The organism is Variovorax sp. M-6 (assembly GCF_052114385.1).
Lineage (GTDB): Bacteria > Pseudomonadota > Gammaproteobacteria > Burkholderiales > Burkholderiaceae_C > Variovorax.
In genome coordinates this window covers 24,438-37,561 of record NZ_JBFREQ010000032.1, presented here as the reverse complement: position 1 = coordinate 37,561, position 13,124 = coordinate 24,438, and the positions used below count along the sequence as shown (strand labels likewise).

General features: G+C 70.2%; 12 protein-coding genes. 7 read left to right on the top strand and 5 right to left on the bottom strand.

What is annotated here, in order from left to right:
- Nucleotides 1–43 precede the first annotated feature (43 nt).
- The 3 genes from AB4Z46_RS27975 to AB4Z46_RS27965 are packed head-to-tail and all read right to left on the bottom strand — an operon-like array spanning nucleotide 44 to nucleotide 2,708.
- Nucleotides 44–1,741 (bottom strand): AMP-binding protein, encoded by a 1,698-nt coding sequence (locus tag AB4Z46_RS27975; RefSeq protein ID WP_442286818.1) that lies wholly within the window; start codon nucleotides 1,739–1,741, stop codon nucleotides 44–46.
- 13 nt (nucleotides 1,742–1,754) lie between these two features.
- Nucleotides 1,755–2,393, bottom strand: a complete 639-nt coding sequence (locus AB4Z46_RS27970; RefSeq protein WP_442286817.1) for a hypothetical protein — start codon at nucleotides 2,391–2,393, stop codon at nucleotides 1,755–1,757.
- Between the two features lie 3 nt (nucleotides 2,394–2,396).
- The gene (locus AB4Z46_RS27965; RefSeq protein WP_442286816.1) at nucleotides 2,397–2,708 is read right to left on the bottom strand and encodes a phosphopantetheine-binding protein; all 312 of its coding nucleotides are present in this window, start codon (nucleotides 2,706–2,708) and stop codon (nucleotides 2,397–2,399) included.
- Nucleotides 2,709–2,850: 142 nt separating this feature from the next.
- On the opposite strand from AB4Z46_RS27965, the gene AB4Z46_RS27960 reads away from it, so the two are divergent.
- On the top strand, nucleotides 2,851–4,362 hold the full coding sequence (locus AB4Z46_RS27960) for a helicase HerA-like domain-containing protein (protein WP_442286815.1): 1,512 nt from the start codon (nucleotides 2,851–2,853) through the stop codon (nucleotides 4,360–4,362).
- 27 nt (nucleotides 4,363–4,389) lie between these two features.
- Here AB4Z46_RS27960 and AB4Z46_RS27955 read toward each other — a convergent pair whose 3' ends face one another.
- A complete protein-coding gene (locus tag AB4Z46_RS27955; RefSeq protein WP_442286814.1) occupies nucleotides 4,390–5,031 on the bottom strand; it encodes an NrsF family protein in 642 nt (213 codons plus the stop codon).
- Nucleotides 5,028–5,579, bottom strand: a complete 552-nt coding sequence (locus AB4Z46_RS27950; protein WP_442286813.1) for a sigma-70 family RNA polymerase sigma factor — start codon at nucleotides 5,577–5,579, stop codon at nucleotides 5,028–5,030. Before AB4Z46_RS27950 ends, AB4Z46_RS27955 begins: the two co-directional genes overlap by 4 nt.
- A gap of 189 nt (nucleotides 5,580–5,768) precedes the next feature.
- On the opposite strand from AB4Z46_RS27950, the gene AB4Z46_RS27945 reads away from it, so the two are divergent.
- The 6 genes from AB4Z46_RS27945 (at nucleotide 5,769) to AB4Z46_RS27920 (ending at nucleotide 13,077) form a co-directional block, all read left to right on the top strand.
- Nucleotides 5,769–7,127 (top strand): GTP cyclohydrolase II, encoded by a 1,359-nt coding sequence (locus AB4Z46_RS27945; protein ID WP_442286812.1) that lies wholly within the window; start codon nucleotides 5,769–5,771, stop codon nucleotides 7,125–7,127.
- A gap of 17 nt (nucleotides 7,128–7,144) precedes the next feature.
- The gene (locus AB4Z46_RS27940; RefSeq protein WP_442286861.1) at nucleotides 7,145–8,533 is read left to right on the top strand and encodes a DUF1688 family protein; all 1,389 of its coding nucleotides are present in this window, start codon (nucleotides 7,145–7,147) and stop codon (nucleotides 8,531–8,533) included.
- Between the two features lie 54 nt (nucleotides 8,534–8,587).
- Nucleotides 8,588–9,217, top strand: coding sequence for a uracil phosphoribosyltransferase (upp, locus tag AB4Z46_RS27935; RefSeq protein WP_442286811.1), 630 nt, complete (start codon nucleotides 8,588–8,590; stop codon nucleotides 9,215–9,217).
- A 172-nt stretch (nucleotides 9,218–9,389) separates the two neighbouring features.
- Nucleotides 9,390–10,373 (top strand): BMP family protein, encoded by a 984-nt coding sequence (locus tag AB4Z46_RS27930; protein WP_442286860.1) that lies wholly within the window; start codon nucleotides 9,390–9,392, stop codon nucleotides 10,371–10,373.
- Nucleotides 10,374–10,492: 119 nt separating this feature from the next.
- Complete coding sequence (locus tag AB4Z46_RS27925; RefSeq protein ID WP_442286810.1) at nucleotides 10,493–12,022, top strand: ABC transporter ATP-binding protein; 1,530 nt, start codon at nucleotides 10,493–10,495, stop codon at nucleotides 12,020–12,022.
- Nucleotides 12,019–13,077: an ABC transporter permease gene (locus AB4Z46_RS27920; protein WP_442286809.1), complete on the top strand. Its 1,059-nt coding sequence runs from the start codon at nucleotides 12,019–12,021 to the stop codon at nucleotides 13,075–13,077. Before AB4Z46_RS27925 ends, AB4Z46_RS27920 begins: the two co-directional genes overlap by 4 nt.
- Nucleotides 13,078–13,124 lie beyond the last annotated feature (47 nt).

Sequence of the window (13,124 nt, the reverse complement as noted above, 5' to 3'; positions counted from 1 at the left end):
CGCCGCAGCGCTTCGGTATTCGCCTTGGGAGCGGCCCGGCGGCTCATGACTGCGGGCCAGGGGTCCAGCGTCCGCTCACCGCCACCACGTCGCCGCAGCGGACCTCGAAGCGCAGGCCTCGCGAGGCGCCGGTCTCCGGCACCAGGTCGATCACGAGCGTACTGCCCGGGCGCACCGGCGCCAGGAATTTGGCCGCGGCCAGCGTGGGCGCGGCGCCGAGGCGCGCCGCCAGCGCGGGCACGCCGCGCACCGCCTCGAGCACCTCGGACAGCAACAGCGCGCCCGGCAGCAGCGGCTGGCCCGGGAAGTGGCCCGCGAAGGCCGGATGGTCGGTCGGCACTTCGCGCGTGACCTGCACCGGCGTGCCGTCGGAGGCCAGTTGCGCCTGGGCGAACTCGCGCAGCGAGCGTGCCGTGAGCTTGCCCGTGCCTTCGCGCGGGAAGGCCGCCACATGCACCACGCGCCGCGGCACGAACACCGCCTCGACCCGCTCGCGCAGGGCGGCGATGATCGCGTGGGCATCGAGCGTCGGAGCGACCACGAAGGCGACCGGACGCACGACGCCGTCGGCCACGTCGTCCGGCAGCCAGAAGGCACCGTCCTCGACGCCCGGGATGCTGTTGAGATGGTGGTTGAGATAGCCCAGCGAACTGCGCCGCCCCGCCACATGGATCAGGTCGTTGGCGCGGCCGAGCAAGCGAAAGCGCTGCGCATCGACCAACTCCAGGATGTCGGCCATGGGCGTCGGCTCCGGAATGAAGTCGCCGTCGAAAACGAAACGCTCGGCGCCGTCCGCACCGTGCTCCGCATGCACGCGGATCTCGCCGAAGGTCTGCCAGACCTCGCCCTGCGTCGGTCGCCGGGTGGCGACCTGGCCCGACTCGGTGCTGCCATAGATCTCGATCAGGGCACCGCCCATCGCCTGCTCGGCCTGGGCCGCGAGCTGCGGCGACAGCGGCGCGGTGGCCGACAGGATCAGATCCACCGGCGGCAGCGCGATGCCCGAGAGCAGCAGCGTCTTCAGGTGAAAGGGCGTGGTGACGAGCGCCCGTGGCTGTGGCACCGAGGCCAGGGCCTGCGCCACATCGGCAGGGAAGAAGGGCCGGCCGCTGTCGAAGGCGGCGCCACCCAGCAGCGCCAGCAGCACCGACGACTCCAGCCCGTAGCTGTGCTGCACCGGCACCGTCGCGACCAATGTCAGGCCGGCGAGCGTCGGCCGCCCGAGCAGCGCGGCCAGCCGATCGACCGCGGCCCGGACGTCGCCGACCAGCGTGCCCCAGGTCTTGGCATGCGGCTGCGGTGCGCCGGTGGAGCCGGACGTCAGCAAGCTCACGGCGTGCATGCCGGCATCGATGGGGGGGACCGCCGGCACCGACGCGCCGGCGGCCGGCGCGCGATCCTCGATCAGCACGCGGGGCAGTCCGGGCGTCTCGAGCTTCGGGTCGTCGATCACGGCGAAGGCGGGGTCGCCGACTTCGTGCAGCCGCGCCAGGGTATCGGCACGCGCGTCGGGCGGCAGCAGGCTCGCCTCGCCGCGCACCAGGGCCGCCGCGAGCCCGACCGCGAAGGCATAGCGGTCGGCGCACAGATTGACGACCGGGCCGCCGGGATGCAGTTCGGGGGCGAGGCGGGCGACGTCGGCGAGGAACTCGCGCGCGCTCACCGGCGTGCCGGCGCGCCACGCAAGGGGCTGGTCGAGGTCGCGGTCCGCCAGCAGCGGCAGGAAAGTTTCGAGGCTCAAGGGGGTCGTCGATTCAGCGCCGCGCGGTGGGTTCCGCCGGCGCACCGTAGAAGGCACGCACCGCATCGATCAGACGGGTGCGCTCGAATTCGGGATGCAGCCGATAGCGCACCAGGTATTCGCCGACGAACAGGCCGGCCACCATCAGCGGCGACAGCAGGTTGGCCAGCACCGACCAGGCGGCGAACGACAGGCTCGCATAGGCCGCGATCGACGCCACGGCCATCGCTGCGAAGTAGAGCGTCCAGACAAAAGTGACCTGCGCCGTGTAGACGCGCATGGCCGGCGAAAGCGGGTGCACGCGCTGGGCGAACTGGCCGATCAGCGACAGCCGATCGCCGCGCAGCGTGCTGCCGAACCAGCCGCACAGCAAGGCATTGATGCCCGCATGCTGCAGCACATAGAGCCGGTTCGGATCGCCGGCCTCGCCGTGCAGCACCAGCGCGAACATGGCCACGCCGGCCAGGCCGGCCAGGGCCAGTCCCCAGCGGCCGAAACGGCTGCCTGCGAGGCCCAGTGCGGTGAGCCACAGCGGCCCGAGCAGGACCACGATGGCCCACGGCTCGGCCGCGTGGTAGAGCATCATCCAGTGCGACACGCAGGCATAGCCCACACCCGCCAGCAGCAGGAGCGCCATGCGCCAACGGGACATGGGTCAGGAGGCGCCGCGATGCGCCGCGACGTGCGCCGCCAGGCTGCGCAGCGACTCGAAGATCTGCTGGTTGCGCTCGTCGTCCGAGCGCAGCTGGAAGCCGTACTTGCGCGACACTTCCAGGGCCACTTCCAGGATATCGATCGAATCGAGTCCGAGCCCTTCGCCATAGAGCGGCGCCGTCGGCACGATGTCGGCCGGCGCGACTTCCAGGTTGAGCGATTCGACCAGGAGGACAGCCAATTCATTCTCGAGGGGTGACTGTTCGGATACGTCGCCAGCGGCGGGAACGGGGGATTGGGCAGTCGAGGACAAAGGAGAACTCCGGGTGCTTTGGGGAATTGTCGCAGGGGACGCAAAGCGTCCTCCGGGGCACCGGAGGAACCTTCGCATGGGGTCGCGATTATAGGAGGCCGGCTTCGATAGACTGAGGCCCTTCCAACGACCGGAAAACCCCATGGCCGACCCCCTTCTCATTGCCCGCCACGGCACCATCGACTGCGCCCTGCTGCCGGGACTGGCCAATCGCCACGGCCTGATCACGGGTGCCACCGGCACCGGCAAGACCGTCACGCTCCAGACCATCGCCGAAAAGCTCTCCTCGATCGGCGTGCCGGTGTTCATGGCCGACGTCAAGGGCGACCTCACCGGCGCCAGCCAGCCCGGCGGCATCGGCGCCAAGATGGCCGCCACGCTGAAGGAACGCGGGCTCGACCTGCCCGAGCCACTGGCCTGCCCGGTCACGCTGTGGGACGTCTTCGGCGAACAGGGCCATCCGGTGCGCGCCACGATCTCCGACATGGGGCCGCTGCTGCTGGGCCGCATGCTCAACCTGAACGAAACCCAGTCCGGCGTGCTGAACCTGGTGTTCAAGATCGCCGACGACAACGGCCTGCTGCTGCTCGACCTGAAGGACCTGCGCGCGATGCTGCAGCACGTCGGCGAGAACGCCAGCCAGTTCACGACCGAGTACGGCAACATCAGCGCCGCCAGCGTCGGCGCGATCCAGCGCGGCCTGCTGCAGATCGAGACCCAGGGCGGCGACAAGTTCTTCGGCGAGCCGATGCTCAACATCGCCGACTTCATGCAGACCGAGGGCGGCAAGGGCGTGGTCAACATCCTGGCGGCCGACAAGCTGATGAACTCGCCGCGCCTCTACGCCACCTTCCTGCTGTGGCTGCTGTCGGAGCTGTTCGAACAGTTGCCCGAGATCGGCGACCCGGAGCAGCCCAAGCTGGTGTTCTTCTTCGACGAGGCCCACCTGCTCTTCAACGAGGCGCCCAAGGCGCTGGTCGAGCGCATCGAGCTGGTGGTGCGGCTGGTGCGCTCCAAGGGCGTGGGCGTGTTCTTCGTGACGCAGAACCCGCTGGACATCCCGGATTCCGTGCTGGCCCAGCTCGGCAACAGGGTCCAGCACGCCTTGCGGGCCTTCACGCCGCGCGACCAGAAGGCGGTCAAGGCGACCGCCACGACCATGCGGCAGAAGCCGGGCCTGGACATCGAGGCGGCGATCACCGAACTCGCGGTCGGCGAGGCGCTGGTGAGCTTCCTCGACGACAAGGGACGCCCGACCATCACCGAGCGGGTCTACGTGCTGCCGCCCGGCAGCCAGATCGGTCCGATCACGCCGGCCCAGCGGCAGGCGCTGATCGCGAATTCGCTGGTGGCGGGCGTCTACGAGAAGTCGGTCGACCGCGAATCGGCCTACGAGAAGCTCAAGAGCCGCGCCGAGACCGCCCCCGCGGCGCCGGCCGGCAAGCCCGGCACCGCGGCGGCAGAGGAATCCGGCGGCGTGATGGGCAGCCTCAACGAGATCCTGTTCGGCTCCACCGGCCCGCGCGGCGGCAAGCGCGACGGCCTGGCGCAGACCATGGCGAAGTCGGCCGTGCGCACCATGGGCACCACGGTGGGCCGGGAAATCCTGCGCGGCGTTCTCGGCGGCATCTTCGGCTCCAAGACCCGGCGTTAACCGTTGGTCAGCGGCCGGCGCCGGCGCTCACCAGCGCAGCAGCCGAGGCCCGATCAGCGCGCCGGCCACCACCGGCAGCGCGATGCCCGCGACGTACCAGGTCGCGATGAAGGGCGCCGCGAGTTCCGGGCAATGGAAGGCGTACACCATCGCGCCCGCGCCCCCGGCCAGCGCGCCGGCCGCGGCGCCGGCCAGCGCCGGCCGGGTCGGCGCCAGGCCCTTGAGGCCCCACAGCAAGGCCCCGAACACCGGCAGCGAGACCACGGCAATGTCGACGGCACAGCTGCGCCAGGTCTGGCCCCAGACCAGCGTCGCGCGCTCACCCACCGGCGCCGACAGCAGCACCAGCAGCGCGAGCACCCAGATCAGCAGCACCGGCGCCGCGAGCCCCAGCCAGGCGCCCCGCACCCGTGCCCCCGGACGCGCCAGGCGCTGCACGACCGCGAATCCGGCCAGCGCGATGCCGGCGCCGAACAGCAGGCGGACCCAGAACATCGGCCAGAACATGGCCTGGATCAGGTCGCTCCGGACCCCGTACGCCATCACCATCCAGACAAAGGAAACAGGCAGACCGATCGCGAGAGCCACCAGAAGCCGGCCCGACACCGCTCGCCGCGGCACCGGCGCCGCGTCTTCGGCCAGCATGGCGATGAGTTGCTCGGTCCTCATCGCGCCTCCCTGATCTTCTGCGCCAGCGCCTTCAGGCCGCGATGGACGCCGACCTTGACCGCCGATTCCGACATGCCGGTCAGGCGCGCCGTCTCGGCCACCGACAGGCCCTCGAGCTTGGTGTGCACGATCGGCAGCCGATGGCGGTCCGGCAGCGTCGCGAGCAATCCGGACAGGTCGCGCCGCGCATCGCTGGCCTCGGTCGCCGAATCGGCAAACACGGCCAGTTCGTCGTCCAGCGGTTCGTGCAGCGCATCGCGCCCGGCCTTGGCGCGCAGCAGGTCGATCATCTTGTAGCGCGCGATCGCATGCACCCAGGCGGTCAGGGGCTGGTCGGGCTGGTAGGTGTGGCGCTGGTTGTGCATGGCGAGAAGGCATTCCTGGACCAGATCCTCCACCTCGTCGGGCCAGCCGAACAGGCGCCGGCCCAGGAACGCGCGCAGGTGCAGGGCGAGCTGCTGCAGGAACGCACGATAGGCGGCCGCGTCGCCGGCGAGCCCGCGCACGAACAGGTCGTGCAGCCGCAGCTCCGCTTCGCTTTTCGCCATCGGGCTTCCCTTGGTCATTCGTGCGCCGGTTCGCGCCGGTTACAGGGCGCGGTCAAGAAATCGAGTCCGGCGGATTGTGCCGTGCGCGCCGGCCCGCAGCACGGGCCCGTCGGTTGACGGCAAATGGCGTATACGCCGGCTTGCCAGTTCAGGACGCCATCGGTACATTGTGTTTTTTGAGGGCCTGCAATGTCCGTTGACACCGTTCCGACTCCTTCTGCCTCCTCTCTTGCCGCCGCTTCCCAGCCCTCCCCCGATGCTGCACCGAACGAGCCGGCGACGCTCTCGCCGCCCCTTTCCGGCACACCCCCCCAGCGCAGCCATATCCGCCTGACCTCGCACGCCGGCGGCTTCGGCGCCTTGCCGATCCAGTGGGGCGCCGCGACCGCGGCCGAGCGCGGCCCGGTGGTCGGCACCACCAGCAAGCGCGCCCATCGCAACGTCATCGGAACCCACAGCGGCTCCTACAGCGTCTATCGCGCGCTGGCCGTGGCCGCCGGCGCCCTGTCGCCGCACCACAAGGCCGACCTGACCAACACCGCGCCGACCGATGCGATCGGCCCCTATCCGCAATGGAGCGAACCCGGGCGGATCGTCTCGCTCGATCCCTGGGGAGCCGTGGTTGCCGACGTGTTCTCGGCCGAGCTCGCGGCCGGCTACGACATCCGCCCGACCATCGCGATCACCAAGGCGCACGTCATCCTGCCCGAGGTGATCGAGGCGCTGCACAGCGGCCGCCTGAAGGCCGACGGCAAGTTCCTCACGGCGGGGGGCGCGGCCATGGTCACCAAGGCCGCGGTCGAGCCCGTCTGGCACCTGCCCGCGGTCGCCCAGCGCTTCGGCTGCTCCGAGACCGAATTGCGCCGGGTGCTGTTCGAGGAGACCGGCGGCATGTACCCGGAGCTCGTCACCCGCTCCGACCTCGAGGTCTTCCTTCCGCCGATCGGCGGCCAGACCCTCTACATCTTCGGCAATCCGCGCGACCTGGCCAACCCCGAGGTCGAACTCACGGCGCGCATCCATGACGAGTGCAACGGCTCCGACGTCTTCGGCTCCGACATCTGCACCTGCCGCCCCTATCTCACGCATGCGATCGAAGAGTGCATCCAGGGCGCGCAGCGGGGTGGCGTCGGCCTGATCGCCTACTCGCGCAAGGAAGGCCGGGCGCTCGGCGAGGTCACCAAGTTCCTGGTCTACAACGCCCGCAAGCGCCAGGTCGGCGGCGACACCGCGGACCAGTATTTCGCCCGCACCGAGTGCGTGGCCGGCGTACAGGACATGCGTTTCCAGGAGCTGATGCCCGACGTCTTCCACTGGCTCGGCATCCGCAAGATCCACCGCCTGGTGTCGATGAGCAACATGAAGTTCGACGCCATCACCGGCTCGGGCATCGAGATCGGCACGCGGGTCAACATCCCCGACGCACTGATCCCGGCCGACGCCCGGGTCGAGATGGACGCCAAGATGGCGGCCGGCTATTTCACGCCCGGCGCCGTGCCGGACGCCGAGGAACTCAAGAAGGCCAAGGGCCGGGGACTGGATCAATGAGCGTCAGCAACTACGGGATGGACCCCGACCGCCCGACCGCCAACGCCGGCGTGCGCAGCGCCGACGCGGAGGGCCATGTCGACCCAGCGGTCGAATTCGTCGGCGATACGGCGCACCCCGCCGGTGCCGCGGCCTTCCTGCGCACCACCCAGGCGGTGCGCAGCCGCGCCGCAGCGCTGCTGGCACGGGCCCGCGCCGGCGAATCCGAATGGTTCACGATCGGCACCGACGACGCCCGCGAGGACACGGCGCGCACCGTCGCCGAAGTCACGCGCGACCGCTATGCCTGGGGCCCGATCCCGTACCACAGCCGCTGGCGCCATTTCGAGGCCGGCGGCGTCAACCGGGTCGCCGCGCTCGACCGCTTGCTCGGCGATGCCGATGCGAGCCAGCGCGCCCGCGCCCACATCGACCTGGTGCTGGTCAGCGTGCTGCTCGATGCCGGTGCCGGCCCCAATTGGCACTACTTCGAAGCCGCCGGCGGCCAGCGCTTCACGCGATCCGAGGGCCTGGGTATCGCGAGCTTCCATGCCTTCACGAGCGGCCTGTTCTCGTCCAACCCCGACCAGCCGCTGCAGGCCGACGCCGCCGGCTTGCGCGCACTGGTCACCGACCGGCTCGGCGACGCCTTCCAGGTCAGCACGGTCAACCCGCTGGTCGGCCTGGCGGGCCGCGCCACGCTGCTGCGCCGGCTCGGCGAGGCCATGAGCGAGCAGCCCGAGGTGTTCGGCGACGACGGCCGACCCGGCGGACTGTTCGATGCGCTGGTGGGGCCCTACGGCCCGGGAGCGGCGCCGACCGCGGAAATCACGGCACACCAGATCCTGTCGCTGCTGCTCGAGTCGCTGTCCGGCATCTGGCCGGCCGCCAACGCGATCGACAGCATCGCGGCCGACGGCAGCGACGCGCCCGGTGCCTTCGGCTCGGGCGACCCGGCGCTGGCGCTGGGCGACTGCTGGCGCCACAGCGCGGTGCGCGGCCCCGGCCTCACCAACGGCTGGATGCCCTTCCACAAGCTCTCGCAGTGGCTCAGCTACTCGATGCTCGAGCCCTTCGAATGGGCCGGCGTCAAGGTGCGTCACGTCGAGGCGCTGACCGCCCTGCCCGAGTACCGCAACGGCGGCCTGCTGATCGACAGCGGCCTGATCGTGCCGCGCAGCCCCGCGCTGCTCGAGCGCGAGTGGAAGGTCGGCGACGAATTCATCGTCGAGTGGCGGGCGCTGACCGTCGCCCTGCTCGACGAGGTCGCGGCCCGGGTGCGCAGGGTGATGGAGCTCAGCGAGGAAGAGCTGCCGCTGGCGCGCGTGCTCGAAGGCGGCACCTGGGCCGCCGGCCGCGTCATGGCACAGCGCTTGCGTGATGGTGCACCACCCCTGCGCATCGTGAGCGACGGCACCGTCTTCTAGACTCCACCCTTCTTCCATCCAACGACAAGAACGCCCTCGCGCTTCCAGAACCCCATGAGCAACGTCCACCTCGTCGATCATCCCCTCGTCCAGCACAAGCTCACCTTGATGCGCCGCAAGGAAGCCAGCACCAACAGCTTCCGGCGCCTGCTCAACGAGATCAGCATGCTGATGGCCTACGAGGTCACGCGCGACATGCCGATGCAGGACATCGAGATCGAGACCCCGCTCGAGACCATGAACGCCAAGGTGATCGACGGCAAGAAACTGGTGCTGGTGTCGATCCTGCGTGCCGGCACCGGCATCCTCGACGGCATGCTCAGCGTGGTGCCCGGCGCGCGCGTGGGCCACATCGGCCTGTACCGCGACCCCAAGACGCTGACCGCGGTCGAGTACTACTTCAAGATGCCCGGCGGCATGGAGGATCGCGATGCGATCGTGGTCGACCCGATGCTGGCCACCGGCAACTCGGCGGTGGCCGCGGTGGAGCGCCTGAAGGAGTTGAATCCGAAGTCGATCAAGTTCGTCTGCCTTCTGACCTGCCCCGAAGGCATCAAGACCTTCCACGATGCGCACCCCGACGTGCCGATCTACACCGCCGCCATCGACCGCCAGCTGAGCAGCCACGGCTACATCCTGCCGGGCCTGGGCGACGCGGGCGACCGCATCTTCGGAACGAAGTAGCTCGCCCCCAGGTTGCCCGGCACTTCGTGTCCGGGCGCCCACCCCCTACCGGGGGCAACACCAGCGGCCCGGCGGAGCCGGTTCCGCGGTGTTTCACGAACAAGACAGGGCACATGTCGGTCGTTGGTTGTTTATTAACTCGAGGAGAAGTGCAGTGACAGATCGCCGTCAAATGATCATCCGTTCGGTCGCCGTCGCGGCCGCGCTCGCGGCCGGGGTGCCGGGCCTCGCGCTCGCGCAGGCCAAGCTCAAGGTGGCGGCGGTCTATACCGTGCCCTTCGAGCAGCAATGGGTGGGCCGCATCCACAAGGCGCTGAAGGCGGCCGAGGCGCGCGGCGAGATCGAGTACACGGCGACCGAGAACGTCGCCAATGCCGACTACGAGCGCGTCATGCGCGAATACGCGACGGCCGGCAACCAGCTGATCCTCGGCGAGGTCTTCGGCGTCGAGGCGGCCGCGCGCAAGGTGGCCAAGGACTTCCCCAAGACCGCCTTCCTGATGGGCTCCTCGCTGAAGCCGCAGGCGCCGAACTTCTCGGTCTTCGACAACTACATCCAGGAGCCGGCCTACCTGTCGGGCATGGTCGCCGGCGGCATGACCAAGTCCAACAAGATCGGCATGGTCGGCGRCTTCCCGATCCCCGAGGTCAACCGGCTCATGAACGCCTTCATGGCCGGCGCGAAGGAAACCAATCCGAAGGTCGAGTTCAGCGTCAGCTTCATCAACAGCTGGTTCGATCCTCCGAAGGCCAAGGAAGCGGCCTTCGCGATGATCGACAAGGGCGCCGACGTGATGTACGCCGAGCGCTTCGGCGTCAGCGATGCGGCCAAGGAAAAGGGCAAGCTCGCGATCGGCAACGTGATCAACACGCAGGACAAGTACCCCGACACCGTGGTCGCCTCCGCGCTCTGGAACTTCGAGCCCTCGGCCGACCGCGCGATCAAGCTCGTCAAGGAAGGCAAGTTCGCGGCCGAGGACTACGGCCCCTACTCGATGATGAAGCACAAGGGCTCCGAGCTGGCGCCGCTGGGCACCTTCGAGAAGAAGGTGCCGGCCGACATCGTCGCCAAGGTGAACGCCAAGCAGGCCGAGATCCTGGCTGGCAAGACCACCGTCAAGGTCGACGACAGCCAACCGAAGTCGACCGCGAAGTGAAGTTCGCTCGAAGCCTGTGGGCGGTCGCGTCCGGCGCGGCACCGGCGGGTTGCGCGACGGTCGCGCCCGACTCGCGTTCGACGCTGCTCGCCTTCCTCTCCCGCTGGAAGTAGACCCGCTTGTCCACTGTCCTCGCGTTGCGCGGCATCACCAAGCGCTTCGGCGCACTGCTGGCCAACGACGCCATCTCGCTCGACCTCCAGGCCGGCGAAGTGCTCGCGCTGCTCGGCGAGAACGGCGCCGGCAAGTCGACGCTGATGTCGATCCTGTTCGGCCACTACGTGGCCGACGAAGGCGACATCGAGGCCTTCGGCCGCCCGCTGGCCCCTGGCAACCCGAAGGCGGCACTGGCCGCGGGCATCGGCATGGTGCACCAGCACTTCACGCTGGCCGACAACCTGAGCGTGCTCGACAACGTGCTCATCGGCACCGAGCCGCTGTGGCAGCCCTTCTCGCGGCGCGGGGCGGCGCGCGCCAAGCTGCTGGACGTGGCCGGGCGCTTCGGCCTGGCGGTGCAGCCGGAAGCGAAGGTCGCAGACCTGTCGGTCGGCGAGCGCCAGCGCGTCGAGATCCTCAAGGCGCTGTACCGCGATGCACGCATCCTGATCCTCGACGAACCCACGGCCGTGCTCACGCCGCAGGAGAGCGAGGCGCTGTTCCACACGCTGTCGCAGATGGTGGCCGAAGGCCTGTCGATCATCTTCATCAGCCACAAGCTGGGCGAGGTCCTCAGGGTGTCGCATCGCGTCGCGGTCCTGCGCGGGGGTGCCCTGGTGGCCCAGGCGCGCACCGGCGACACCACGCAGGCGCAGCTCGCGCAATGGATGGTCGGGCATGCGATCGAGCACACGGCGCGGCGCCCGGCCGGCCAGGTCGGCGATGCGGTCTGCGTGCTCGACCATGTGCGCACCGCCGGCAGCGGACACGACCGCCTGCGCGACCTGTCGCTGACGCTCAGGGCCGGCGAGATCACGGCCATCGCAGGGGTCTCGGGCAACGGCCAGGTCGCCCTGGCCGAGCTCCTGAGCGGCACGCGGCGTGCCATCGCGGGCACGGTCCGGCTGATGGGTCGCGACCTGCCGCCTTCGCCGGCCCGGCTGGTCCAGCGCGGCGTCGCGCGCATCCCCGAAGACCGGCACGCGGTCGGCGTGGTGGGCGACCTGCCGGTGTGGGAGAACGCGGTGTCGGAGCGCCTGCGCAGCCGCGCCTTCTCGCGCTGGCTGTGGGTCCGGCGCGGCGCCGCCAAGGCCCATGCGAAAAGCGTGGAGAAGGCCTACGACGTGCGCGGCGGCGGCCTCGATTCGCCGGCGCGCGCGCTGTCCGGCGGCAACATGCAGAAGCTGATCCTCGGCCGCGCGCTGCTGGCACCCGCGTCGACAGGCGCGCCGAACAAGGCCGCGCGCCTGATCGTCGCGCACCAGCCGACCTGGGGCCTGGACATCGGCGCGGTCGCCTACGTGCAGCAGCAGCTGATCGCGGCGCGCGATGCCGGCGCCGCGGTGCTGCTGATCTCCGACGACCTCGACGAGGTGCTGACGCTCGGCGATCGGGTCGCGGTGATGCACGGCGGCCGGCTCGGCGAACCGCGCGCGCCCTCGGCCTGGACGCGCGAAGCGATCGGGCTCGCGATGGCGGGGGCGCGGACGTGAGGCTGGAACGCCGCCACGAGGCCTCGCGCACGGCACTGGCGCTCGCGCCCTTCGGTGCGATCGCATTCACCTTGCTCGTCAGCGCGCTGCTCGTGTTGTGGGCGGGCGCGCCGGTGGGCCGCACCTATGCCTTGCTGCTGCAGGGCGGCTTCGGTTCGGTGTTCGCCTGGAGCGAGACGCTGACCCGCGCCACCCCGCTGATCCTCACCGGGCTGGCCGCGACGGTGGCATTCAAGGCCAGGCTCTTCAACATCGGTGCCGAGGGCCAGCTCTACGCCGGTGCGCTGGCGGCGGTGGCCGTGGGCGGCCTGCATGGCGGCACCGGCTTCGACCTGCCCCTCTGGCTGCTGTTTCCGCTGATGATGCTGGCCGCCGCGATCGCGGGCGCGCTGCTGCTGCTGGGCCCGGCCCTGATGAAGAACCGGCTCGGCGTCGACGAGGTCGTGACCACGCTGCTCATCAACTTCATCGTGCTGCTCGGCGTCTCGGCCCTGCTCGACGGACCCATGAAGGACCCGACCGCGATGGGCTGGCCGCAGAGCGTGTCGCTGCAGTCGGAGCTCGAGCTCGGGCGCCTGGTCGCGCAGACCCGCGTCCACACCGGGCTTCTCTGGGCCGCCGTGCTGTCGGTGCTGGTGTGGGCGCTCTTCAAGTACACCGTGATCGGCTTCGACATCCGCGCGGTCGGCGCCAATGCGCGCGCCGCCGCGTTCGCGGGCGTGCCGGTGACGCGAACCGTCGTGACGGTCGCGCTGCTCTCGGGCGCGCTGGCCGGTCTGGCGGGCGCGATCGAGGTGACGGGCCGCACCGGCTACGTCACGCTCGACCTGTCGCCGGGCTACGGCTACAGCGGGATCGTGATCGCGATGCTCGCCGGGCTGCATCCCCTCGGCGTGCTGGCGGCCGGCGTGTTCGTGGCCGGCGTGATGGTCGGCGCCGACACCATGAGCCGCGCCATCGGCGTGCCGACCTACATCGCCGACGTGATCGTCGCCGCCTCGCTGATCGCGGTGCTGGTCGCGACGCTGCTGACCCAATACAAGGTGAGGAGATGAAACACCCCCGAAGCGCCTGCGGCGCCTCCCCCTCAAGGGGGCGATAC